The 22,604-nt window shown below is 68.7% G+C and carries 23 protein-coding genes; 10 read left to right on the top strand and 13 right to left on the bottom strand.

Annotated features, from left to right (window positions below; genetic code table 11):
- Positions 1 to 3 precede the first annotated feature (3 nt).
- From ychF to AC07U0_RS01460, 8 genes are all read right to left on the bottom strand, one after another.
- Positions 4 to 1,104 carry a redox-regulated ATPase YchF gene (ychF, locus tag AC07U0_RS01495; RefSeq protein WP_494718265.1) on the bottom strand — a complete coding sequence of 367 codons (1,101 nt, stop codon included), beginning with the start codon at positions 1,102 to 1,104 and terminating at the stop codon, positions 4 to 6.
- 72 nt (positions 1,105 to 1,176) lie between these two features.
- Entirely contained in the window at positions 1,177 to 1,653 is a 477-nt protein-coding gene (locus AC07U0_RS01490; RefSeq protein WP_494718264.1) for a copper chaperone PCu(A)C, read from the bottom strand.
- 12 nt (positions 1,654 to 1,665) lie between these two features.
- Positions 1,666 to 3,726: a TonB-dependent receptor family protein gene (locus AC07U0_RS01485; RefSeq protein ID WP_494718263.1), complete on the bottom strand. Its 2,061-nt coding sequence runs from the start codon at positions 3,724 to 3,726 to the stop codon at positions 1,666 to 1,668.
- Between the two features lie 70 nt (positions 3,727 to 3,796).
- Positions 3,797 to 4,186, bottom strand: a complete 390-nt coding sequence (locus AC07U0_RS01480; RefSeq protein ID WP_494718262.1) for a hypothetical protein — start codon at positions 4,184 to 4,186, stop codon at positions 3,797 to 3,799.
- Positions 4,187 to 4,247: 61 nt separating this feature from the next.
- Positions 4,248 to 4,853: an aminoacyl-tRNA hydrolase gene (gene pth, locus AC07U0_RS01475; protein ID WP_494718261.1), complete on the bottom strand. Its 606-nt coding sequence runs from the start codon at positions 4,851 to 4,853 to the stop codon at positions 4,248 to 4,250.
- 78 nt (positions 4,854 to 4,931) lie between these two features.
- A complete protein-coding gene (locus tag AC07U0_RS01470; RefSeq protein ID WP_494718260.1) occupies positions 4,932 to 5,615 on the bottom strand; it encodes a 50S ribosomal protein L25/general stress protein Ctc in 684 nt (227 codons plus the stop codon).
- Positions 5,616 to 5,765: 150 nt separating this feature from the next.
- Entirely contained in the window at positions 5,766 to 6,860 is a 1,095-nt protein-coding gene (locus AC07U0_RS01465; RefSeq protein ID WP_494718259.1) for a hypothetical protein, read from the bottom strand.
- Between the two features lie 89 nt (positions 6,861 to 6,949).
- Positions 6,950 to 7,882: a ribose-phosphate pyrophosphokinase gene (locus AC07U0_RS01460; protein ID WP_494718258.1), complete on the bottom strand. Its 933-nt coding sequence runs from the start codon at positions 7,880 to 7,882 to the stop codon at positions 6,950 to 6,952.
- A gap of 233 nt (positions 7,883 to 8,115) precedes the next feature.
- Here AC07U0_RS01460 and AC07U0_RS01455 point away from each other — a divergent pair, with 233 nt between their 5' ends.
- Positions 8,116 to 8,991 (top strand): outer membrane protein assembly factor BamD, encoded by an 876-nt coding sequence (locus tag AC07U0_RS01455; protein WP_494719173.1) that lies wholly within the window; start codon positions 8,116 to 8,118, stop codon positions 8,989 to 8,991.
- A 73-nt stretch (positions 8,992 to 9,064) separates the two neighbouring features.
- Positions 9,065 to 10,765, top strand: a complete 1,701-nt coding sequence (gene recN, locus AC07U0_RS01450) for a DNA repair protein RecN (protein WP_494718257.1) — start codon at positions 9,065 to 9,067, stop codon at positions 10,763 to 10,765.
- 17 nt (positions 10,766 to 10,782) lie between these two features.
- Here the strand turns inward: recN and AC07U0_RS01445 are convergent, their stop codons facing one another.
- The 4 genes from AC07U0_RS01445 to AC07U0_RS01430 form a co-directional block, all read right to left on the bottom strand.
- Positions 10,783 to 11,694 carry a cobalamin biosynthesis protein CbiG gene (locus AC07U0_RS01445; protein ID WP_494718256.1) on the bottom strand — a complete coding sequence of 304 codons (912 nt, stop codon included), beginning with the start codon at positions 11,692 to 11,694 and terminating at the stop codon, positions 10,783 to 10,785.
- A 76-nt stretch (positions 11,695 to 11,770) separates the two neighbouring features.
- Entirely contained in the window at positions 11,771 to 12,286 is a 516-nt protein-coding gene (locus AC07U0_RS01440) for a hypothetical protein (RefSeq protein ID WP_494718255.1), read from the bottom strand.
- The gene (xth, locus tag AC07U0_RS01435; RefSeq protein WP_494718254.1) at positions 12,286 to 13,092 is read right to left on the bottom strand and encodes an exodeoxyribonuclease III; all 807 of its coding nucleotides are present in this window, start codon (positions 13,090 to 13,092) and stop codon (positions 12,286 to 12,288) included. Before xth ends, AC07U0_RS01440 begins: the two co-directional genes overlap by 1 nt.
- A 90-nt stretch (positions 13,093 to 13,182) precedes the next feature.
- The gene (locus AC07U0_RS01430; protein WP_494718253.1) at positions 13,183 to 14,130 is read right to left on the bottom strand and encodes a hypothetical protein; all 948 of its coding nucleotides are present in this window, start codon (positions 14,128 to 14,130) and stop codon (positions 13,183 to 13,185) included.
- A 173-nt stretch (positions 14,131 to 14,303) separates the two neighbouring features.
- On the opposite strand from AC07U0_RS01430, the gene AC07U0_RS01425 reads away from it, so the two are divergent.
- The 6 genes from AC07U0_RS01425 to AC07U0_RS01400 are packed head-to-tail and all read left to right on the top strand — an operon-like array spanning position 14,304 to position 19,208.
- Positions 14,304 to 15,431 carry an MBL fold metallo-hydrolase gene (locus AC07U0_RS01425; RefSeq protein ID WP_494718252.1) on the top strand — a complete coding sequence of 376 codons (1,128 nt, stop codon included), beginning with the start codon at positions 14,304 to 14,306 and terminating at the stop codon, positions 15,429 to 15,431.
- A complete protein-coding gene (locus tag AC07U0_RS01420) occupies positions 15,428 to 16,204 on the top strand; it encodes an enoyl-CoA hydratase (protein ID WP_492031822.1) in 777 nt (258 codons plus the stop codon). The genes AC07U0_RS01425 and AC07U0_RS01420 overlap by 4 nt, the downstream gene beginning before the upstream one ends.
- Before the next feature lie 33 nt (positions 16,205 to 16,237).
- Positions 16,238 to 16,735 (top strand): GNAT family N-acetyltransferase, encoded by a 498-nt coding sequence (locus AC07U0_RS01415; protein WP_494718251.1) that lies wholly within the window; start codon positions 16,238 to 16,240, stop codon positions 16,733 to 16,735.
- Positions 16,736 to 16,774: 39 nt separating this feature from the next.
- Positions 16,775 to 17,332 carry a DUF1285 domain-containing protein gene (locus tag AC07U0_RS01410; protein ID WP_494718250.1) on the top strand — a complete coding sequence of 186 codons (558 nt, stop codon included), beginning with the start codon at positions 16,775 to 16,777 and terminating at the stop codon, positions 17,330 to 17,332.
- Complete coding sequence (locus AC07U0_RS01405) at positions 17,329 to 17,991, top strand: CoA pyrophosphatase (protein ID WP_494718249.1); 663 nt, start codon at positions 17,329 to 17,331, stop codon at positions 17,989 to 17,991. Before AC07U0_RS01410 ends, AC07U0_RS01405 begins: the two co-directional genes overlap by 4 nt.
- Positions 17,988 to 19,208: a CCA tRNA nucleotidyltransferase gene (locus AC07U0_RS01400; RefSeq protein ID WP_494718248.1), complete on the top strand. Its 1,221-nt coding sequence runs from the start codon at positions 17,988 to 17,990 to the stop codon at positions 19,206 to 19,208. The genes AC07U0_RS01405 and AC07U0_RS01400 overlap by 4 nt, the downstream gene beginning before the upstream one ends.
- On the opposite strand, the gene AC07U0_RS01395 is transcribed toward AC07U0_RS01400, so the two are convergent.
- Positions 19,168 to 20,199 (bottom strand): endonuclease/exonuclease/phosphatase family protein, encoded by a 1,032-nt coding sequence (locus AC07U0_RS01395; protein WP_494718247.1) that lies wholly within the window; start codon positions 20,197 to 20,199, stop codon positions 19,168 to 19,170. The genes AC07U0_RS01400 and AC07U0_RS01395 overlap by 41 nt on opposite strands.
- Positions 20,200 to 20,264: 65 nt before the next feature.
- Here AC07U0_RS01395 and AC07U0_RS01390 point away from each other — a divergent pair, with 65 nt between their 5' ends.
- Entirely contained in the window at positions 20,265 to 20,738 is a 474-nt protein-coding gene (locus tag AC07U0_RS01390; RefSeq protein ID WP_494718246.1) for a DUF4112 domain-containing protein, read from the top strand.
- Positions 20,739 to 21,054: 316 nt separating this feature from the next.
- A complete protein-coding gene (locus AC07U0_RS01385) occupies positions 21,055 to 22,548 on the top strand; it encodes a DUF2793 domain-containing protein (protein WP_494718245.1) in 1,494 nt (497 codons plus the stop codon).
- The last annotated feature ends 56 nt before the right edge of the window (positions 22,549 to 22,604 follow it).

Here is a 22,604-nt window from a genome sequence, read left to right as displayed (position 1 = left end):
GGATCAGCTGAACAGGAAGTTCATCACGTCGCCGTCCTTGACGACATAGGACTTGCCTTCGGCCCGCAGCTTGCCGGCCTCGCGCGCCTTGGCCTCGCCGCGCAGGGCGATGAAGTCCTCATAGGCGATGGTTTCGGCGCGGATAAAGCCCTTCTCGAAATCCGTATGGATAACGCCGGCCGCCTGGGGTGCGGTGTCGCCGATATGGATGGTCCAGGCGCGGGCCTCCTTGGGCCCAACGGTGAAGTAGGACTGCAGGCCCAGAAGCGCATAGGCCTCGCGGATCAGACGGTTCAGGCCCGGCTCGGCCAAACCCAGACCTTCAAGGAATTCAGCCTGTTCCTCAGCGTCGAGCACGGCCAGTTCGGCGTCGATCTTGGCCGAGATGACCACCGACTTGGCGTTATCTTCGGCGGCGCGTTTGGCGACCAGATCCGACAGTTCATTGCCCTTGTCGGCCGAGCCCTCGTCGACGTTGGCGACATAGAGGGCGGGCAGGGCGGTCAGCAGCTGGAGCATGTCCCAGGCCTTGCGGTCTTCCTTAGAGACGTCAGGCAGGGCGGTACGGGCGGGCTTGCCGGCGTTCAGCTTGGACAGGGCCAGATCGACCAGCTTGAGGCTGAGCTGGCTATCCTTGTCACCGCCCTTGGCGCGCTTCTCCATCTGGACGCGGCGGCGTTCGAGGCTTTCCAGATCGGCCAGCATCAGTTCGGTTTCGATGATCTCCAGGTCCGAGATCGGGTCGATGCGGTTCTCGACGTGGGTGATGTCGTCATCGACGAAGCAGCGCGCGACGAAGGCCACGGCGTCGCAGTCGCGGATGTTGGCCAGGAACTGATTGCCCAGGCCCTCGCCCTTGGAGGCACCGCGCACCAGGCCGGCGATGTCGACGAAGGTGATGCGCGACGGGATGATCTCCTTCGAGCCCGCGATCTCGGCCAGGGCGTCCAGACGCGGCTCCGGCACGGCGACGTCGCCGGTGTTCGGCTCGATGGTGCAGAACGGATAGTTTGCAGCCTGCGCCGCCGCCGTCTTGGTCAGGGCGTTGAACAGGGTGGACTTGCCGACGTTGGGCAGGCCGACGATCGCGACTTTCAGAGCCATAGGATTCCTCGAAGAAGGCGCGAGCCTTTAGACGGTTCGGGACCGTTTGTCAGGCTCGGCTTGCAATCGCGCTTACTTGGGTTGGCGCACCGGCGCCTGGACCGTCATGGCGGGGGTGTCAGAGAAGGTCAGGGTCAGGGGCACGGCCGAGCCCTCGACCAGCGGCCCCGTCAGGCCCATCAGCATCAAATGCTTGCCGCCCGGCTTGAGCTCGACTTTCTCGCCGCCCTTGAGCGGCAGGCCGTCGGCCATCTCGGCCATGTTCATCATGCCGTTCGCCATGGTCATGTCGTGGACCATGGCATTCGCGGCCAACGGGGTGGCGACGCCGGTCATCGTGTTCTCGTGCGACGACTTGATCGTCAGATAGCAGGCGCCGGCCTGGGCGCCGTTGGGCGTGGGCCGGCACCAGGGATCGGTGATCTCGACCGTGGCCTTGACGCCATCCGTCTCGATCGAGGCGGTGGTCGAGTTCTTCTTGCCCTGATGGCAGGCGCCCAGGGCGAGAGCCGGGGCCAGAAGGAGCAGGGCGATCACGGTCGGTTTCATCGTCATTCCTCCCTAATAGGCCAGTCGGAGGCCGAGGAACAATGACCGACCTTCACCGGGGAAAAACACCGCCGTCGAGGCGACCCGGGCGTCGGTCACCGCGCTGAAGTTCGAGACATAGCGTTCGTCGGTCAGATTGCGCAGGTCCACGAAAAGATTGACCCCCTCCGAAACGGCCCAGCCTGCGTTCAGGGCCATGACGGCGTAGGACGGCGCCTTCAGGGTGTTCTGATAATCGACCCAGCTGTCGGCCATCGACCACTCCAGCGAGGGGGCCACGAACCAGCCCTGTGCGGCGTCATAGCGCAGCTCGGCGCGGTACAGATGCGGGGGGACGACCGGCAGGTCGTGGTCGCCATAGACCTTGTCCCCGTCGAAGTGGAAATCCGAGAAGGCATAGGTCTGGCGCAGCCTCCAGCGCGGCGTGAACCGCCAGTCGAGGCCGGCCTCGATGCCCTGATGGACGGTCGGCCCGGCGTTGAAGGTCGCGGCCGGAATGCCCGCCGCCGCATTGACCACGAAGTTGAGCAGCTCGTGATCCAGCTCGGCGCGATAGGCCGAGACGTCCCAGGTGAAGGCTCCGCGCTTGCCCCGCAGGCCTGCTTCGTAAGTCACGGCCTCCTGCGGAACGAGGGGCTGGAACCCCTGGGTGGTCGGCGACAGGGCAGAGAAGTTGGGCGGCTCCACCGAGCGGGTGACATTGGCATACGCCTGGGTTCCGCCGCCGGTCTGCCAGAGCAGGCCGAGGCGCGGGGCGAACCAGTCGTAGGTCTTGCCGGTGGTCAGATTGAAGGTCGTCGTGACGCCGGGCAGGGCGAAGCTCTGATAGTCGCGCTCGGCTCGACCGTAAGAGCCGCCCGCGACCACCGCCAGATGGTCGGTGACGAACAGCCGTCCCTCGGCGAAGACGTCCAGCCCCGTGGCGTTCTGACGGCTCTGCGCCGTATGGGCGCCGTGCGACCCGGCGAGGTTGATCCATTGGTTGGCGTCCAGATCGCCCGAACGGTACGAGACGCCGTAGAAGGCGTCCGCCGCCTTGCCGAAGGCGCGGCCGGTCCAGTCGATGCGGCCGAAGACCCCATAGTTGCGGCTCTGCTGGTCGACGACCTGGAAGATCGGATGGTCGAGGTCCTTCCAGGTCCCGTAGATTCCGCCCTCGAAGACGGTTTCGTCATTCAGCCGCCAGCGCGTCTGCAGGGTCGAGCGGATCGAGGCCATGTCGCGCTGATAGGCCATGGCCTTGTTGGTCGCATTGGCGGCCTCGGGCTTTGTCAGGGCGTCGGACAGGCTGAGCGAGCCGGGGATTTCCTGATGGACGTAGCCGCCCGAGACATAGAGCCGGACTTCGCGGTCCTCACCGAAGCGATGGCCGATGTTGAGCGAGCCGTACTGCTGCTGGCCATTCGACTGGTCGCGCCAGCCGTCGGCCCTCTGACCCGTGGCGGCGGCGAAGACGTCCCAGTCGCCATACGTCCGCGCGACCTCGGCGTGGGCGCGCAGTGTACCCCAAGACCCGCCGTCGATGCGGAAGCTGTTCTCAGCCCCCGCCGTCCGGCCGGTCGGCGTCACCAGATTGATCGCCCCACCCAGCAGGGCTCCCCCGAAGCGCAGCGCGTTGCCGCCCTTGTAGACCTCGGTGTAGCGGGCGATCGACGGGTCGATCAGCTGGAAGTCGCCGAAGCCGTCGGCCTCGTTGAAGGGAATGCCGTCCTGGGCCAGCAGGGTGCCTCGGTTGTGGCTGGAGTTGCCGATGCCCGAACCCCGGATCGACAGGCGGATGTCGCCGCCCCACTTCTTCTCCGCATAGACGCCCGGCACGTCGCGCAGGACGTCGGCGAGATTGGGCGCATAGCGGTCGCGATAGGCCTCGGCCGAGACCACGGCGACGGCGCCGGGCGTGCGCGACAGCCGGGCGCGGGTCTCGGCGACCACCGGCGGATCCTCGGGATTGCGGACAGCGGTGACGATGATCTCGTCGAGCTGGGTCACCCGGTCGGCGGTTTGAGCAAAGGCGGGGCCGGCAAATGCGGCGAGCAGCAGGGCGCAGGGCGCCGCAGTGGTCTTGAGAAGCATGAAAAGTCGAGGTCCTGAACAGGAATGAGCAGGCGTGCGATGGCTCGCGCGCGGACGGCGTCAGTCGGGTTCAGGCCTGGGGTGGGGCGGTCGAGGGCGGGCGCGGCGGGCCGCGGGCCGGAGGCGTCAGGTGCGCGGCCTCGGCGACGAAGACTGATGCCGGATGAGTGGTCGGGGCGGCGGCGGCCGTGACCAGCGGCGGCTCGGGCAGGGCGATGGACAGGGCCAGCAGGCAGGCCGCGCATTTGACCCCCATCATCCCCTTGCCCGGCAGAGGGCGTCCCGTCTCGTCGACAGCGACGGTCTGGAGGCCGTCCGCCGAACAGAAGACCGGATGGTCGGGCGTCGAGGCCGCCAGGGCCGCGAAGGGCATCAGACTGCCGAACGAGATCGCGAACGTCGCAGCCAGGAAGGCCAGCGAGCGCCGAATCGACCAGTTGTCGGCCTGGGAGCGGGTCACGCGCGACGACTAGCGGGAAGCGCGACGGCAGGAAAGGGGACGGATCGCCCTGCCTGCCCCGTTACTCCCCACGCGCTTGCTGGCGGGGGCTGAATTTGGGCGCGGGAGCCAGGCGCATGACCTCGCCCTGATAACGGTCGTCCTCGCCGGCGACGGCGAAGGGCAGGGCGTCGGCGCATGCCTGGAGCAGGGCGTCCAGCCACGGCTGTTCGGCCTTGTGGAAGTCGCCCAGGACGTGGGGCATGACCAGATTGGCCTCGCCGGGATGGCCGATGCCCATGCGGCCGCGGCGGAAGTCGGCGCCCAGATGGCTGATCAGCGAACGGATGCCGTTCTGACCGGCCGCCCCGCCGCCCTTCTTCATCCGGAACCGGCCCGGAGCCATGTCGATCTCGTCATGGAAGACGATGATGTCGGCGGGCGGGATCTTGTAGAAGCGCGCGGCTTCGCCGACGGCCCGACCGCTCTCGTTCATATAGGTCTGCGGCTTCATCAGGAGGACCTTGGTCCCGTCGACCTCGCCCTCGGACACCACCGACTGGAATTTGGCCCGCTCGGGACCGAAGCGCCAGCGGCGCGCGATCTCGTCGGCGGCCATGAAGCCGATGTTGTGCCGGTTGTTCTGGTATTTGGGGCCCGGATTGCCGAGGCCGGCGATGATGATCATGCGGTCAGGTCCGGATATGGAAACGGCCCACTCCCGCGAAGGAATGGGCCGTCCCGAAAGTCAGGTCTCGTGAGAGGCTTAGCCTTCCGAGGTTTCGCCTTCGGCGTCGTCGGCCTGTTCCGAGGCGGGGACTTCGTCCGCAGCGGCTTCGGCAGCGGCGGCGGCGTCTTCTTCCTCGTCATGGGCAGCCGAGATGGCGGCCGACGAGGTCTTGATCGAGGCGATCATGAAGTCGCGGTCCGAGATGGCCGGAACCACGCCCTTGGGCAGCTTGATGTCCGAGATGCGGATGCTGTCGCCCAGCTTGTGGCCGGCCAGGTCGACGATCAGGTCTTCCGGGATGTGGTCGGCGCGAACCATGATCTCGACCGTGTGACGGACGATTTCCAGCGAGCCGCCCTGACGGAAGGCGATGCACTTGTCTTCGTTGATGAAGTGAACCGGCACTTCGATCTTGATGACTTGCTTTTCGTCAACGCGCATCAGGTCGAAGTGCAGCGGACGGTCCGACACCGGGTCGAACTGGACGTCCTTGGCGATGACCGGCTGGCTCTCGTTGCCGTACTTCAGCGTGACCAGGTGGCCCAGCAGCTTGCCGGTGTACAGGTTCTTGCGGAAGTCCTTCTCGTTCACCGAGATGGCGACGGGGGCCTTGCCACCGCCGTACAGGGTGCCGGGAACGGCGCCCGAACGACGGGTTTCGCGCGCGCTGCCCGTGCCGGTGTTTTCGCGGACGTCCACGTTCAGAATGATCTCGGCCATCTGGCTCGCCTCAACAACAATAACGCCTGCGCCAACCTGTGGCCCGCGCGGCGGGGTCATCAACCCTCGAATTCAAGAGCGCGGGTCATTACACGCATCGCACCCCAGGCGCAACCGCCTGCGGCCGACTCCGTAAAGACTCTTCAGACGTCAGTGCCCGGCGGGCGTCGAAGTCTGGTTCAGGCTGGCGGTCGTGCCCGGCTGCGGCAGGCTGACGGTGGGCGCCGGCTGACCGGTGGTGTCGGTCGGTTCGCTGACCGTGATGATGGCCGTGCGGGTGGACGTCGAGGCGCAGGTGGCCAGGTCGCGCACGATGTGACGGCCAACGCAGAACATGTCCTCATAGCTGGGGCGCGAAGCCGCCAGACACTGATAGAGGTTCAGCTTGGACATGCTGAGGCAGAATTCGCTGTTGGTCTCGACCGTCAGGGCGTCGGTGTTGGCCTTTGCCTGGTCGCCGGCGGCGCCCAGGGCGGCGAGGGCGGCGATCGCCAGGGCATTGGCCACAGCGGGGGTGTAGGGCGCGCGAATCGGCGCCGAGGCGACGTTCAGGCCCTGGCCCGAGTTGCCGGCGGCGAACAGCCGGGCCGATTCCTCGGCCGAGGGCAGCATCCTGCCTTCGGAGATGGTCTTGGCCGTCTGCAGCCGGACTTCGCGGTTCGGAATGGGGGTGACGGCCCAGCGGCGGCGCGGATCGCGACGTTCCTGGATCGTATAGGCGTCGCCCTCCACCGCGTCGGCGATGGCGGTCAGTGAGGTGATATCCTGACCCAGGGTCGAGATGATCAGGCCGGCGGCATAGTCCGCGCCCGGCAGGGTGGCGGCATAGGCCGGGTCATTGATGATGGAGGCGATCATCTGCTGGCGTTGCGCGGGATCGGCGGCGTACTGGCGCACGCCCGCCACGAATTCGGGCGACTGCAGCGCCAGGATGGAGGCGTAGGCGATCATGCCGCGCGACAGCTGGGCCGGATCATAGGCGGCGCCCTTGCGCATGGCCTGCTGGATCGATTCCGCGTCGGGGAAACCGGCCCGGATGGTGCCGACGTCGCGGATGAAGTTCACATAGATTGAGGCGGCCTCGGCGACGCTGGCGTTCAGGGTCACCGGCGGCGGCGGCAGCACGACGGGCGGCGGCGGCGCTTCGACGACGGCGGGTTCGGGTGTCGAGCAACTGGCCATCAGGCTTGCGACGGCGGCGGCGGCCAGGACGGCTGCGCCGCGACGGAGGTGGACCAGAGACATCGAGGCTTTCCCCACAAGAACGCGGGCGTCGTCGCCGACGCCCCTTACTCAGGAGGGGTTATAACGCCTTTGAAGTGGTTTTCCGACCGTTAATCGAACAGCTTCGAAACCGATTCCTCGTTCGCGATCCGGCGGATAGCTTCACCGATAAGGGGCGCGACGGGTACGGATCGAATCTTGGCGCAGGTCAGGACCTCGTGCGGCTGTTCGATCGAGTCCGTGATCACCAGCTCCTTGAGCGGGCCGTCGGTGACGCGCTTGACCGCCGGGCCGGACAGGACGCCGTGGCTGATGTAGGCCGAGACCTCGGTGGCGCCAGCCTCGATCAGGGCCTTGGCCGCGTTCACCAGGGTGCCGCCCGAATCGACGATGTCGTCGAACAGGATGCACTGGCGGCCCGAGACGTCGCCGATGATGTTCATGACTTCGCTCTCGCCCGCCTTGGGGCGACGCTTGTCGACGATGGCCAGGTCGACGTTCAGCCGTTCGGCCAGGCTGCGGGCCCGCACCACCCCGCCGACGTCCGGCGAGACGATCATCAGATTTCCGCGCGGATAGTTTTCCTTGATGTCCTGGGCCAGAACCGGGGTGGCGACCAGGTTGTCGGTCGGAATGTCGAAGAAGCCCTGGATCTGGCCGGCGTGCAGATCCATCGTCAGGACCCGGTCGGCGCCGGCGCGGGTGATCATGTTGGCGACCAGCTTGGCCGAGATCGGCGTGCGGCCGCCGGTCTTCCGGTCCTGCCGCGCATAGCCGAAATAGGGCATGACGGCCGTGATCCGCTTGGCCGAGGCCCGCACCAGGGCGTCGATGCAGATCAGCAGCTCCATCAGGTTGTCATTGGCCGGATAGGAGGTCGACTGGATGACGAAGACGTCCTCGCCGCGGACGTTTTCCTCGATGACCACGAAGACCTCGTTGTCGGCGAATCGCTTCACCTGGGACTTGGTCAGGGGCATGTCGAGGTGGTCGGCGATGGCCTGGGCGAGTTGCCGGTTAGAGTTGCCTGCGAGCAGCTTCATCGCCGGTCATCCTTTCGCCGTCATCGGACCGCCAATGACGCCTGTTCAATTCTCGCGCTCCTTTACCAGCGCGCCGGACGGGAGCAAGCCGTATACGGTCGATTTCAGCCTTAATGGGCCGATTTGGGCGGATTGGCTTGGGGCCGGTGGCTGGTATAGAGGACGCGGTCATCACCGGGGGCGGTGCACGTTCCCTTCAGGTCCGGCGTGTCATGAGGTCTTCTTTGTCTGCTATTTCGGCGCTGTCTTCCTCGGGTTCCGCCCGGCCGTCGCGCGCGCGCCTGTCGCGCGCCGGTACGATCCTGCTGGCCGCGGCCCTGACGGTCACCGTCGCGGGCTGCCAGGGCAAGCAACGCCCGAAGCTGGCCTATGAGGAGCGTCCGGTCGAACTGCTCTACAACACCGGCTACGACCGGCTGCAGAGCCACCGCTGGGCCGACGCCGTCGACTACTTCCAGGAGGTGGAGCGCCAGCACCCCTATTCGGAATGGTCGCGCCGCGCGATCCTGATGCAAATCTACGCCTACTATCAAGATGGCCAGTACGCCGACTCGATCGCGGCGTCGGACCGGTTCATCCAGCTGTTCCCCGGTAGCCCGTCAGCGGCCTACGCCTTCTATATGAAGGCGACCTGCAACTTCGAGCAGATCGTCGATGTCGGTCGCGACCAGGCCTATGCCCAGGCCGCCCTCGACGGGCTGAAGGACGTCCAGCGTCGCTATCCGCGTTCGGCCTACGCCACCGACGCCATGGTCAAGATCGACATGGTCAACGACCAGCTGGCCGGCAAGGAAATGAACATCGGCCGCTATTATCAGCGCTCGAACCAGCCGCTGGCCGCCATCGGTCGCTACAAGGCCGTCATCGACAACGAAGCCTATCAGCGCACCTCGCACACGCCGGAGGCCCTCTATCGTCTGGTCGAGGTCTATCTGACGCTGGGCCTCAAGGAAGAGGCGACCCGCAACGCCGCGGTCCTGGGCTACAACTATCCGGGCAGCCCCTGGTACGCCGAGGCCTATGCCCTGCTGACGGAACAGGGCGCCAGGCCCGAAACCGCCCCGACGGGACAGCGCGAAGGCTGGCTGCACCGGCTGATCCCGGGCTGATCCGTCAGGTCCCCTGTTCCGCATTGGTTCTACACGGCTATAGAAGGGGCTTGATGTCGAATCGGGCCCCTTCATGCTGACCGCCCTCTCCATCCGGGACATCGTTCTGGTCGACGTGCTCGACCTGGACGTCGAGACCGGCCTGACCGTGCTGACCGGCGAGACCGGGGCCGGCAAGTCGATTATCCTGGACGCTCTCGGTCTGGCGCTGGGCGGGCGCGGCGAGGCCGGTCTGGTTCGCGCGGGCGCCAAACAGGCCAGCGCCACCGCCGTCTTTACCGCCCCTGATGATCCCGATCTGATCGCCCTGATCGCCGAGCGCGGTTTCGAGGTCGTGGCGGGGGAGGATCTGATCCTGCGCCGGGTCCTGTCCGCCGACGGCCGCAGTCGGGCCTATGTCAACGATCAGCCGGCCGGGGTCGCCGCCCTGCGCGAGATCGGATCGCGTCTGGTTGAGGTGCATGGCCAGCACGAGACCGTCGGTCTGCTGGACTGGCGCACCCACCGCGCCCTGCTGGACGCCTATGGCGGCCTGTCGCCCCAGCTTTCCGCGGTCGCCGCCGCCGCCGAGACCCTGAAGGCCGCCGAGGCGCGCCTGTCCGAGCTTCAGGCCGCCGCCGCCGACGCCGCCGCGCGGGCGGAGGAGATCGCCCTCAACCTCGCCGATCTCGACGCCCTGGATCCGCGCGAGGACGAAGAGACCGAACTGGCCGGGGAGCGCGCCATTCTCGGCGCCGCTGAAAAGGCCATGGCCGATCTGGCCGACGCCCGCACCCAGCTGGGCGGTGACAAGCTGAGCCAGAAGCTGTCGGCCGCTCTGCGGGCTGTTGAGCACGCCCGGCAGAGGGCCGTTCAGGCGGGCGCCGAGGCCGACCATCCGGTCATCGCCCGGCTGGCCGCGGCCGCCGAGGCCATCGACCGGACCATCGTCGAGGCCGTCGAGGCCATCGCCGAGGTCGACGCCGCAGCCGCCGCCTTCGACTTCGAGCCCGGCCGCCTGGACAAGGCGGAGGAGCGGCTGTTCGCCCTGCGCGCCGCCGCTCGCAAGCTGAACACGACTGTGCCGGCCCTGCCGAAGCTCCGCATTTCCTTGCGCGAACAGCTGCGGCTGATCGAGGACGGGGCCGACGCCCTGACTGCCGCCCGGCGCGAGGCCACGGCGGCCCGCGAGGCCTATGACCTGGCCGCGACCTTCCTGACCTCGGCTCGCGAGGCCGCCGCGGAGCGGCTGACCTCAGGCGTCATGGCCGAGCTGACGCCCCTCAAGCTCGAACGCGCCCGTTTCCGGGTCGCCTTCGAGCCGGTGGGGGAGGGCAGGCGCGGCCCCCTGGGCGTCGAGACCGTGCGTTTCGAGATCGCCACAAACGCCGGGGGCGGCTTCGGCCCGCTGGACGCCATCGCCTCAGGCGGGGAATTGGCGCGCTTCGCCTTGGCCATGAAGGCGGCGCTCGCCGGTCGTGAGGACCAGCGCCAGCCGGTCATGATCTTCGACGAGGTCGATCAGGGGGTCGGCGGCGCCGTCGCCGAAGCGGTCGGCCAACGCCTGAAGAGGCTGTCGACCGGCGCCCAGGTTCTGGTCGTGACCCACAGTCCCCAGGTCGCCGCTCGCGGCCATGCCCACTGGAAGGTGATGAAGTCCGATCAGGACGGCGTCACCACCACCACCGTCGTCGCCCTCGACGATGATCGCCGTCAGGAAGAAATCGCCCGGATGCTGTCCGGCGCAACGATTACCGACGAAGCCCGCGCGGCCGCCAAGGCATTGATCGGCTGATCGGCCGCTTTCCGGGCCTACTGAACGCCCAGGATCCAGCCTTCTTCCTGCTCAACCTGTTCGATCAACTCGGGCGAGGCGTCCTTCGGCGGGGCGAAGGCCTTGGCCAGTTCGCCCTTGTCGTCCATCTCGGCAAAGGCCATGGCCGTGGTGCGGACCTGGGCCTGGTCCTTGAACTCGCCCTCGGCGGCGGTGGTGGGCCACATCGAGGGCCAGACCTCGGCGACCAGCACCGACAGGGGCTCCACGTCGGCGGCGTCCAGCGCCCGCCAGCCGGTGCCGAAGGGCCAGACGGCAGCCGAGGCGCCCAGGCTTTCCAGCAGGCGGCGCACGGCCGGAATGCCGACCAGGGTCTGGCCGCCGACGGCGCCGGCGCCGTGCATCTGCCAGTTCGACTTGGGCTGCAGCCGGCCCTTGCGCACGGCGTTCTCGGTCGCGCGATATTCCGGGATGTCGGCGCCCGATCCGACCGGGGGCTTGGTCGTGGTCAGCCAGCGCTGAGCCTGATTGGCGGGCGAGCCCCAGAACGGCCAGGCCTCGTCGGTCATCAGCCGGTTCATCTTGGCCGCGACCTGATAGCGGTTGTTGGTGTTGTCCGGCTTGTCGACGATGTTCGACGCGATGAATTTCCACATCGCCGACCAGATCGGTTCGCCGGTCAGCTTCAAGCGCGCGGCCGTACCCGTGGGATAGCCCAGCGAGAAGTCGAAGCCGACCAGCACCCGGTCGCCGCGCTTGCGGTGATCGGCCAGGATGGAGGCCAGCAGGGCCTCGCCCTCGGCGCGGGTCGCGACATTGTGGGTCTCGGTATAGAGGCGGAAGCGCACGTCGCGCTTGGCCACTCCGATCCACACGGAATTCTCGCCGAGCTTCTTGCCCTCGGCGGCGGTCCAGTCAGCGATCACATAGGCGTCGAAAAGGCGGGCCACGGCGGGCTCCTCAATACTCAGGCACGGATAAGGAACGGGGGGTTCTAGCCTTCCCGGGCGGTCGCCGAAAGGGCGATCAGGCCTTCAACAGCGCTTCCAGGTGGGACAACCAGCGTCGGCCCAGCCGCAGGGCCTCGGCGGGCGAGCCTGTCTGGGTCGGCGCAGTGGCGTTCCACAGGGCCAGTTCGAACTCCGGATAGCGGGCGTCCGCGAACATCAGCCGCAGGGTGACCTGTTCGGCGTCGGGGGCCATGACGTCCAGGGACTTGCGCGGTTCGCCCCGACGGATGCGCGCCAGGACATGGCCGTCGACGATGACCTCGCCGCCCTCGACCTCCTCGAAGCCATAGACCAGGCCGTGGGCGCCCCGGTCCCAGAGGACGGCGATCTGGCCGCCATCGAAGTCCAGGCCGGCGGCGCGGCCCTCGGTCGGCGACAGGGCTTCGGCCTCGGGCTGGACGCCCAGCGACTTGAGCAGGGCGCGGCGCATCCGGCGCTCGGGCTCCATCCACCAGTTCAGCGTCAGGGCGCCGGTGGTCAGGGCCGCGGCGGCGAGGCCGACCAGCAGGATGACCCGCAGCGCCTCGCCCATCAGGCGTCGAGAGCCAGTTCGACCACGACAGGCACGTGGTCAGAGGGCTTGTCCATGTCGCGGGCGTCGCGGTGGGTCTCCACGCCCTTGAACCGGTCGGCGGCCTGGGGCGAGAGCAGGTGGAAGTCGATACGGATGCCGTTGTTTCTCTGCCAGGCGCCCGCCTGATAGTCCCAGAAGGTATAGGTCCCGGGCGGCTGCTCGCCCAGTTCGCCGGCTTCCGACAGGCCCAGCCACTTCAGCGCCTTGAAGGCCGCGCGGCTCTCGGGCTGGAACAGGGCGTCGCCGACCCAGTCGGCCGGGTTCTTCGCATCGACAGGCTCGGGAATGACATTGTAGTCCCCGCACAGGACGAAGGGCTCTTCCAGCGCCAGCAGACTGCGGGCATGGGCGTTCAGCCGGTCGAACCAGGCCAGCTTGTAGGGGAACTTGCCAGTGCCGACGGGATTGCCGTTCGGCAGATAGATGGCCCCGACCCGCACCGGAACCGGCGCCTCGACCAGGGCCTCGATATAGCGCGCCTGATCGTCGTCGGCGCCGTCGATACCCGCGCCCTCCGCGCCCGGCAGGCCGCGGCGGATATCGGAGAGGGGGAATTTCGAGAGGATGGCCACGCCGTTGTAGGTCTTCTGGCCGTGGGTCTCGACGTTGTAGCCCAGCCGCTCGAACTCCTCGCGCGGGAATTTCTCGTCGATCGTCTTGATCTCCTGGAAGCAGACGACGTCGGGCGCGGCGGCCTCAAGCCAGGCCAGCACCGTCGGCAGACGGGCGTTGACCGAGTTCACATTCCAGGTGGCGATACGCATGCGCCGGACGCTAGGGCGATCCGCTCAAAAGCGAAAGAGCCGCCCCGCTTTCGCGGGACGGCTCCTGAAGGCGTCAGACCGGAGGTCTGTTTACTGCTGGGTCGCCGGGGCGGCGGCCGGAGCGGGGGCGGCAACCGGAGCGGGCGCTCCGGTCAGGGTGCAGCCGCCGCCGATGCGCTGGGCCTCGGCGCAGGGATAGACCTGCTGCACGGCCATGGCGGTGTCGAAGCGGGCGATGAGGCCGTCGCCGGCCGCACATTTGGCTTCATAGAAGGAGCCGTTGGCGTTCGAGCCCATGTAACGGGCCTGGGCCACGTCACAGGCGGAGGCGGCGCTGCCTTCGAACCACTTCTTCAGGGTCGCGGCCTGTTCGGCGGGGGTGGTGAAGCGGCATTTGCCGTTGGTGGTGACTACCTTCTGACATTCGGTGATGGTCCAACCGGTTGGGGTTTTTTCGAGCCAGTAGCCATCGACGCCGGCGCAACCGGCCTCATAGATGATGTTGCCGCCAGAGGACCGGCCGACCGAGGCGCCCTGATCGACAGTGCAGGCGACGCCCGCAGTCTTGGCGTATTCGGCGACGACCTTGGTCACGTCCAGGTTGGCCGGGATGGTGCACTGCAGGCCGACATCGGCGGCCGGGTTGGCGGCGCGGGTGATGTCAGCCTGGCCGGCCAGGATGACGCAATCGATCGCCTGAGGCGGGGTGGAGGCGATCAGGATCAGGCCGGGACCGGTGGCGCAGGTCGCTTCAAAGACGTTGGCGCGCTCGAGCTTGCCACGCACGATGGCGCCGGTCAGTTCGCAGGTTGCGTTGGCGGCGGTGGCGACGGCCTGGGCCTGGGCCAGGGTCTGGGCCGGCGAGGGGCCGCCGCTCAGGCGACCGCGACCGCGGGGGGCTCCATCGGTGACCGGCGGGGCGTTGGGCCGCTCGTTTGCAGCTTGCGGGGCGGCGGGCTCGGCGTTCGCCGCGACGGGGGCGCCGGCGACCAAGAGAGCGACCGCGGCCAGTGCGCCGGTGAAAGCTCGAGTGAACACGAAAACGACTCCTGTCGATGGACTTGATCGGGAAGCCATGACGTCCCGGGAACGCGCGGTCAAGCGATCCAAAACCGGGGAGCAGCGCCCTCTCGCGGACCCGTGGGGGCGGGAGACGGGTCTGGACGCAAGCCAATCACGCGCCTAAGTCAACGTTGCGATAGGAGACTGACTTGGCCGAGGGCGCGCCGACAACCACCCGGGATGGAACGGCTGAGGTCGGGTCGGGCAACCGCGGGTTGACCTATCCGCTCGGCGCGCCGCCCGTTCCCGGTCAGACGGTCGAGGCCGCCCCCGGGGTCCTGTGGCTGCGCCTGCCCCTGCCGATGTCGCTGGATCATATTAATGTCTATGCGCTCGCGGACGGCGATGGCTGGACCCTGGTCGACACGGGTCTTTACACCAAGGCCTCGATCGCCGGCTGGGAAGCGGCCTTCGAGGGGCCGCTGGGCGGCAAGCCGGTCAAGCGGGTGATCTGCACCCATATGCATCCCGATCACCTGGGCCTCGCGGGCTGGCTGTGCGAGCGGTTCGGGGTTCCGCTGCTGATGTCGCGGCTTGAGTATGTCACCGCCCGGATGCTGGTCGCCGACACCGGCCCGGCCCCGCCAGAGGGCGAGACCTTCTTCCGCGCGGCGGGCTGGGACGGCGAACGCATCGACGGCTGGCGGCGCGAGTTCGGCCGCTTCGGCAAGGGCGTCTATCCCATGCCCCAGAGCTATCAGCGGCTGAGCGAGGGCGATGAGGTCGAGATCGGCGGCGATGTCTGGACCGTGGTCGTCGGCAACGGTCATTGCCCCGAGCATGTCTGTCTGTGGCGCAAGTCCGACGACGTCTTCCTGTCGGGCGACCAGATCCTGCCGCGCATCTCGTCCAACGTCTCGGTCTGGCCGACGGAGCCGTTGCAGGATCCGCTGGGCGACTGGCTGACTTCGCTTTCGAAGCTGCGCGCCCTGTTGCCGGAGGGCCTGTTGGTCCTGCCCTCGCACGGCGAACCCTTCACCGGCGTGCATACGCGGCTGGACGCCCTCACCCGGGGCCATCACGCCGGGCTGACCCGGCTGGAGCGGGCGCTCCGGGAGCCGCGCCGCGCCGTCGACGTCTTCTCCAGCCTGTTCGCCCGCCCGATCGGCGACGCGGTCTTCGGCATGGCCACGGGCGAGAGTGTGGCCCACCTGAACTATCTGGAAGCCCAGGGCCGCGCCCGCCGCGAGCGCGACGCCGACGGCGTCGACTGGTGGACGGCGATCCGTACTGAAAATGAAATCGGGAACGATCCCGAAGAGGAAGCGACCGCATGAGCGACCCCATCCGCACCGAATTGAACGATGGCGTCCTGACCGTCACCCTGGCGCGGGCCGAGAAGAAGAACGCCATCACCCAGGCCATGTACGCCGCCCTCGCCGAGGCGACGGAGCGGGCCCAGACCGACGCCGCCGTGCGGGTTCTGGTGTTCAAGGCCGAGGGCGACAGCTTCTCCGCCGGCAACGACATCGCCGACTTCATCGCCATCGGAACCAGCGGCGGCGGCCAGATGCTGGATGCTCCCGTGTTCCGCTTCCTCAAGAGCCTGGCCGAGCTGGACAAGCCGGCGGTGGCGGCGGTGCGCGGCCGCGCGGTGGGCATCGGGGTGACCCTGCTGCTGCATTGCGATCTGGTGGTGGTCGCAGAGGACGCCCTGCTGTCGACGCCCTTCGTCAATCTGGCCCTGGCGCCCGAGGCGGCGTCCTCGATGCTGCTGCCGATGGTCATGGGTCATCAGCGGGCCTTCGAAATGTTCGCCCTCGGTGAGCCCATCGACGGCAAGACCGCCTTCGCCTGGGGTCTGGCCAACCGCTGCGTTCCAGCCGCCGAGGTGGAGGCCGTCGCTGATGGTCTCGTGGCCAAACTGGCCGCCCGCGCGCCCAATTCCATCCGCAAGACCAAGCGGTTGATGCGCGACGCCGAGCAGATCTGGGCCCTGATGCAGCGCGAGGGCGAGGCCTTCGGATCGCAGCTGTCCAGCCCCGAAGCGATGGAGGCCTTCATGGCCTTCAGCCAGAAACGTGCGCCGGATTTCTCGAAAGCCGGTTGAAACCGTCACATCAAGGGCCTAGGTGCGCGCGCCATGACCGCCGCCGCCGTGCTTCGTAACACCCCTCTGGCCATCACGCCGGAACTACCGTCCGACCGCGCCGCGGTCGAGGCGCTGGTTCTGGCCGCCTTCGGTCCAGGGCGGTACGCCAAGACGGCCGAGCGCATTCGCGAACACGCCCGCATGACCCTGGGTCTGGTCGCCCGCGACGGCGACCGCATCGTCGGCTCGGTGCATCTGTGGGCGGTGAAGGTGGGCGAGGTCCCGGCGGTATTTCTGGGCCCCATCACCGTCGATGCGACCTGCCGCAAGGGCGGGCTGGGCGGCGATCTGGTCGCGGCCTGTATCGAGGCGGCGCGTCAGGACGAGGTCGGAGGGGTGCTGCTGGTCGGCGATCCCCCCTATTTCGAGCGCTTCGGCTTCCTGCCGGCGCCGGACGCCATCCTGCCCGGGCCAGTCGACCGCCGCCGGGTCATGTGGCTGCCGGTCACCGCGCCCGTTCCTGCCGGCCCGGTGATGCCCGTCGCGTAAGCGGTTTGCGGCGCGGGCTTCCCGCGCTTAAGTCGGGGCATGACGGATCAACCGACAGGACTCGCTGGCATCGCCGCCGCCGCCAAACAGGCGCCTGGCCGGGGCTTGCCGCCAGTGCATCTCTGGCATCCCGAGCACTGCGGCGATATCGACATCCTGATCCGGGCCGACGGCGTGTGGATGCATGAGGGTTCGCCCATCGGCCGCAAGGAGCTGGTGCGGCTGTTCTCCACCGTCCTGCGCCTCGACCCGGACGGCTATCATCTGGTCACCCCCGTCGAGAAGATGAAGATCCGCGTTGAGGACCTGCCGTTCCGCGCCGTGACCATGGAACAGCGCGGTGACGCCCTGGCCTTCACCACCGACGTCGGCGACGAGGTCCTGGCCGACGCCGACCATCCCATCGTGGTCGAGACCGATCCGGTGACAGGCGAACCCGCGCCGCGCATTCGGGTCCGCGCGGACCTTGAGGCCCGCATCGCCCGTACCGTCTTCTATGATCTGGTCGAGATGGCCGAGGTGACTGACGGGCGGCTGACCGTGACCTCGGCGGGCGAACGCTTCCCCCTGGGGCCGGTCGGGGCGGGCATCGAATGAGCCTCGCTTCCCTGAAGGCGCGTCTGATCGAGCGCCTGCATTCGCCCGAGAGCTGGCGGCCGGACGCCGACGCCGAACGCTCGGACTTCGACCTCAATCCGGGCCTGACCCCGGACGGCAAGCCGCTGAAACCGGCGGCGGTGCTCGTGCCCGTCATCGCCCATGCGGACGGGGCGACCGTCCTCCTGACCCGCCGCGCCGACACCCTGACCAGCCACTCGGGCCAGATCGCCTTCCCCGGCGGCCGCCACGAGCCGGGCGAGACGGCCGTTCAGACCGCCCTGCGCGAAGCCAATGAGGAGGTTGGCCTCGACCCCGCCGCCGTCGAGGTGCTGGGGATCATGCCCGCCTATCGCACCGGCACGGGCTTCCTGATCACCCCGGTGATCGGCTGGATCGCCTCGGCGCCCGAACTGACGGCCCAGGACGGGGAGGTCGCCGACATTTTCGAGGTCCCGTGGGACTTCCTGATGGACGTCGCCAATCACCAGCGCGGCCATATGGACCCGCCCGAGGGGCCGCGCCGCTGGTTCTGGGCCATGCCGTTCGAGAACCGCTACATCTGGGGCGTGACCGCCGGGATGATCCGCGCCCTGCACGATCGCCTGTATGAAGACGTGCCCGACCCGGAAGCCGCCGCCGCCGAGGACGCGGCATGAGCGCTTCGGTTTCCGATCGGGACTGGCTGACCACCCCGGCGACCCGGGCGGTGCTCAAGGCTCTGGAGGCCGCGGGCGGGCCCGACTGTGTCCGCTTCGTCGGCGGCTGCATCCGCAACGCCCTGATGGGGCAGACCGTCGACGATCTGGATCTGGCCACCCGCCTGTTGCCTGAGGTCGCGATGGCGGCTCTGCAGAAGGCCGGGCTCAAGGTCGTGCCGACCGGGATCGCCCACGGCACGGTCACGGCGGTGTCGAAGGGCCGACCCTATGAGATCACCACCCTGCGCCGCGACGTCTCGACGGACGGCAGGAACGCCACCGTCGCCTTCACCGACGACTGGGCCGAGGACGCCGCGCGCCGCGACTTCCGCCTGAACGCCCTCTATGCAGACGCGCAAGGTCAGGTGTTCGATCCGACGGGCGCAGGCGTCGATGACGCGCGCGAGGGCCGGATCGTCTTCGTCGGCGACCCGGAGACCCGCATCCGCGAGGACTACCTGCGGATCCTGCGCTTCTTCCGCTTCTTCGCCTGGTATGGCCGGGGCGAACCTGACGCGGCGGGGCTGAAGGCCTGCGCCGACCTGTCCGAGGGCATGGTCCGTCTCTCGGCCGAGCGGGTGTCGAAGGAACTGCTCAAGTTGCTGGCCGCGCCCGATCCGTGTGCGGCCGTGCAGGCGATGGCGCAGGCCGGGGTGCTGGCGCGCATCCTGCCCGAGGCGGAGGACATGGCCGCCTTCGAGGTCATGGTCGGCCTGACGGATGACCCGGCCCTGAGACTGTCGGCCCTGCTGTCTTCAGACCTGACCCGGGTCGAGGCGGCGGCGCGGCGCCTGCGCCTGCCCAATGCGATGCGCGACCGGCTGCTGGCGGCGGCTGGCGGCGAGGTCGATCCCGCGACGGACGCTCGAGCGGCCCGGGCGCTGATCTATCGTCTGGGCAAGCCGACCTTCGCCGACCGGGTGCTCAGGGCCGAGGCGCGGATAAACCGTCCCGGCGCGGGCGCGGCCCTGCTGGAGCTGACCGACCGCTGGCCGGTCCCGCGCCTGCCGGTCGGCGGGCGTCAGGTCGCGGCGACGGGTCTGGCGGCCGGGCCACAGACGGGGCAGGTGCTGGCGGCCTTCGAGGATGGCTGGATCGCCGACGACTTCCCGACCGAAGGCCACGCCGAGCGCCTCAAGGCTCTTGTTCAGGCTCTGTCAGGGTCAGGCGGGTGATCACCGGCCGGTGATCCGATCCGGTCCGCTTTCCGATCTCGCGCCCTACCACGGCCAGATCGGGCGTCCGGTAGACCTGATCGATGGTGAAGCCGAAGATCGCCGGCGCCGCCGACGGCCAGGTGCCCGGCCAGCCGGGATTGGCCTTCAGCCCGATGTCCGACTGGATCTGGCGTCCCACACGGGCGCTGGAGACGCTGTTAAAATCCCCGGCGACGATGACCGGCCCGTCCAGCTTCTTCACCAGCGTATCCAGGGTCATGGCCTGGGTCAGCTGTCCCCACTGGAACTGGAACGGCCAAGGGCGGGTCATGTGCACGCCTACGACATTCAGCGGCCCCAGCGGCGTCTCGACCTTGGCCAGCGCATAGCTGAGACCCGGCGCCCGGATCTTTCCGGGGGTTAGCGGCCAGCGCGACAGGATCATGTTGCCGGACGTGCCCGCTCCAAACCCGGGCCAGGGCGACCTCAGCCGATACGGATACTGCGGAAACAGATCGTGGGCGGGCTTGCCGACGACCAGCGGCGCCTCGATCAGCACCACGATGTCCGGGTTCGCCGCCGCGATCGAGGCCTTCACCGCCTCGACATTGGTATTGGTGACCAGCAGGTTGGCCGAATAGAGGGTGATGACTGGCGCGCCGGGCTTCGGCCTTCCCCGGTCCACCACGGCCTGGGGCCACAGCGCCGCCGCCAGCACCAGAGCCACCGCCGCCCCGACGCCCGCCGCGAGCCTCAGCCGCAAGATCGCGAGCACTGCGACAAGGATCAGGGTCATGATCAGGGCCGGCGCCGGGAACTGCGCCAGGATGTCCACCCAGCGATGGCCGATGCCGCTAAGCGCCGACAGACCGATGATCAGCGGCAGGGTCAGGATGCACAGCACAAGGGCCGTCACGATCCGCCTCAGAACCGTCATCCCGTCGGGCCCGCGCATGGTCCAGCTGATCGGCTGGTGCTCAGGTCCACGATCGGACAGCAGCTTGGGCATACGTCCTTGCCTTTTTGGTGAACGCGGTTCGAGATGGGGCGTTGGGTATCCGCTGCGGAGGGAAGATGGCCAGGCGGACGATCAAGGATATCGAGAAAATCTGGTCCAATGTCGAGGGCGTCAAAAAGCTCTCGGACCGGGCGGTGGGCATTGGCCCGTTCGGCATCGGGCTGGACGGTCTGCTGGCGTTCGTGCCGGGCGTGGGTCTGGCCTATACGGTCGGCGCCGCGGGCTGGCTGATGATCCAGGCCGTGCGCGCCAAGGCTTCGCCTTCAACCATGCTGCAAATGACAACATGGCTGGGGCTGGATACCGTCACGACCCTGACCGGCGAGGCCTTTTTCCTGCCGGCCGATGTGGTCGACGTCCTGTTCCCCGGACACCTTCTGGCGGCCAAGGCGCTGCAGAAGGACATCGCCTCCACCCATTGGGTCGAGGACTCGGAGCGCGAGGCCAAGGCCTCCGGCGAGCATGAGCGGCATCTCGAGACGGTGCGCGCGGACCGCAAGCTCAAGCGCGTCGTCTATCTGCACGACTGAGCAATTTTTTGGCTTGGGTACGCATCCGCACGCTCGGCGCTGACGTAGCTCACGCGATCGGGCGTGCGGGACGTTTCACCCCTCCCGAGCGGTCCTGACAGCCGCGTCCCGGTCAGCGGGGAGACCACAAGAGCCCTTCCACGGTCTCCCCGCACCCCTCCTCCAGATGCCGAAGCGCGGCTCCGATCCGGCGAGCCACCGTAGTACTGGGCTAAAAAGTCCCTGATTCCCGGCGGTTGAACTGAAAGCACCCGCCTGAGCCCGCCCGGGTCCGCTCCGGCCGGACACTGATCTCCGCAATCGATGGAGATCGGAAATGAGTGACGACGCCAGCGCCCGTCTGGGCCTGTCCTATCTGGCCCCGGGCCAGCTTCAGAAACATGTGACGCTGAATGAGGCTCTGACCCGGCTCGACGCCCTCGTTCAGGCGCGGGCGGTCAGCCGCTCGTCGGCGGCCCAGCCGGCCTCGCCCGCCGACGGGGCGCTCTACATCCTGCCGACCTCGCCGACAGGTGCGGTCTGGGCGAGCCGCGCGGCCGGAGACCTGATGCGGTTCGAGGCGGGCGGCTGGTCGCGCGTCGCGGTTCCGGACGGGGCCCTGGTCTGGATCGCCGATGAGGACGTCTTTGTCCTGCGCGACGGCGCAGCCTGGGTCGCCCTGGGCCAGAGGCTGGGCGCGGTTCAGGGGCTGACGCGGCTTGGGCTGAACACCACGGCGGACGCGACCAACCCCTTCGCCGCCCGGATCAACAAGGCGCTCTGGACCGCGATCAATGCGGGCGACGGTGGTGACGGCGACCTGCGTATGACCTTCAACAAGGAGGCGGCGGCCGATGTCCTGTCCCTGCTGTTCCAGAGCAACTGGGGCGGCCGGGCCGAGCTGGGCCTGATCGGCGACGACGATCTGACGCTGAAGGTCAGCGCGGACGGTACGACCTGGCGCACCGCCCTGATCGTGGACCGGTCGACGGGTGCGGCGGCCTTCCCGACCGGCTGCGGCCGGGTGGAGACCACGGTCCTGACCAGCGGCGCGACCTGGACCGTCCCTGCATGGGCGCGGCGGGTCGAGGCCGTCGTCGTGGGCGGGGGCGGTGGCGGCGGCTCGGGCTGCGCCGGGGCCTCGGGTGCGTCGCGGTTCGGCGGCGGCGGTGGCGGGGCGGGCGGCGCCTGTACGGCCGCCTGGGCGGTGGCGGACCTGTCCTCGACCCTGACGGTTACCGTCGGCGCGGCGGGTTCGGCGGGTGCCTCGGTCGCCTCCGGGACCGGCAACACCGGCGGCGCCGGCGGGACCAGCGCGATCACCAGCGGCGGCGTGACCCTGATCAGCGCGCCGGGCGGATCGGGCGGGGCAGGGGGTGGCCCCTCATCGGGAGCCGGCGGCGCGGGCGGAGCGGGATTCCCGGTTTCCAACGGCGGCGGCGCGGCCTCGGTCACGGCGTCCTCCGGCGCGGGCGCCTCTCTGACCCGGCCCGACGGCTCGGGGGGCGGCGGCGCGGGCGGCGGTCTCGATTCCGCCAATACGGTGCGGGTCGGCGGCGCGGGTGGGGCGGGCGGCAGTCTGACCACCCCGGCGAATGGCGGCGCGGGCGGCAGCGCGGCTGTGGGCTCCGCCGGAACGGCGGCCTCGACGCCCGCGAGATCCTGGGCCGGAGGCGGCGGAGGCGGCGGCGGAGCCTCGACCACGACCGGCTATGCGGGCGCGTCCGGCGCGGCAGGCGCGGGTGGCGGAGGAGGAGGCGCTGGCGTGACCGCCTCGGGCGCCGGCGGGGCAGGGGGCTCGGGCCTGGTTCGGCTCACGGCGATCGGATGAGCTCGATGACGCCGGATCCTCCACCCGAAATCGAACCGCTGGACCCGGAGCTCTTC

It is taken from the genome of Brevundimonas sp. GW821-FHT02A10 (assembly GCF_059422025.1).
This window is presented reverse-complemented; position numbering and strand designations above follow the sequence as displayed.

Coding starts and splice junctions, on each gene's coding strand:
- ychF (WP_494718265.1), bottom strand. CDS start 1,104: ATGGCTCTGAAAGTCGCGATCGTCGGCCTGCCCAACGTCGGCAAGTCC.
- AC07U0_RS01490 (WP_494718264.1), bottom strand. CDS start 1,653: ATGAAACCGACCGTGATCGCCCTGCTCCTTCTGGCCCCGGCTCTCGCC.
- AC07U0_RS01485 (WP_494718263.1), bottom strand. CDS start 3,726: ATGCTTCTCAAGACCACTGCGGCGCCCTGCGCCCTGCTGCTCGCCGCA.
- pth (WP_494718261.1), bottom strand. CDS start 4,853: ATGATCATCATCGCCGGCCTCGGCAATCCGGGCCCCAAATACCAGAAC.
- AC07U0_RS01470 (WP_494718260.1), bottom strand. CDS start 5,615: ATGGCCGAGATCATTCTGAACGTGGACGTCCGCGAAAACACCGGCACG.
- AC07U0_RS01465 (WP_494718259.1), bottom strand. CDS start 6,860: ATGTCTCTGGTCCACCTCCGTCGCGGCGCAGCCGTCCTGGCCGCCGCC.
- AC07U0_RS01460 (WP_494718258.1), bottom strand. CDS start 7,882: ATGAAGCTGCTCGCAGGCAACTCTAACCGGCAACTCGCCCAGGCCATC.
- recN (WP_494718257.1), top strand. CDS start 9,065: ATGCTGACCGCCCTCTCCATCCGGGACATCGTTCTGGTCGACGTGCTC.
- AC07U0_RS01440 (WP_494718255.1), bottom strand. CDS start 12,286: ATGGGCGAGGCGCTGCGGGTCATCCTGCTGGTCGGCCTCGCCGCCGCG.
- xth (WP_494718254.1), bottom strand. CDS start 13,092: ATGCGTATCGCCACCTGGAATGTGAACTCGGTCAACGCCCGTCTGCCG.
- AC07U0_RS01420 (WP_492031822.1), top strand. CDS start 15,428: ATGAGCGACCCCATCCGCACCGAATTGAACGATGGCGTCCTGACCGTC.
- AC07U0_RS01415 (WP_494718251.1), top strand. CDS start 16,238: ATGACCGCCGCCGCCGTGCTTCGTAACACCCCTCTGGCCATCACGCCG.
- AC07U0_RS01410 (WP_494718250.1), top strand. CDS start 16,775: ATGACGGATCAACCGACAGGACTCGCTGGCATCGCCGCCGCCGCCAAA.
- AC07U0_RS01405 (WP_494718249.1), top strand. CDS start 17,329: ATGAGCCTCGCTTCCCTGAAGGCGCGTCTGATCGAGCGCCTGCATTCG.
- AC07U0_RS01400 (WP_494718248.1), top strand. CDS start 17,988: ATGAGCGCTTCGGTTTCCGATCGGGACTGGCTGACCACCCCGGCGACC.
- AC07U0_RS01395 (WP_494718247.1), bottom strand. CDS start 20,199: ATGCCCAAGCTGCTGTCCGATCGTGGACCTGAGCACCAGCCGATCAGC.
- AC07U0_RS01390 (WP_494718246.1), top strand. CDS start 20,265: ATGGCCAGGCGGACGATCAAGGATATCGAGAAAATCTGGTCCAATGTC.
- AC07U0_RS01385 (WP_494718245.1), top strand. CDS start 21,055: ATGAGTGACGACGCCAGCGCCCGTCTGGGCCTGTCCTATCTGGCCCCG.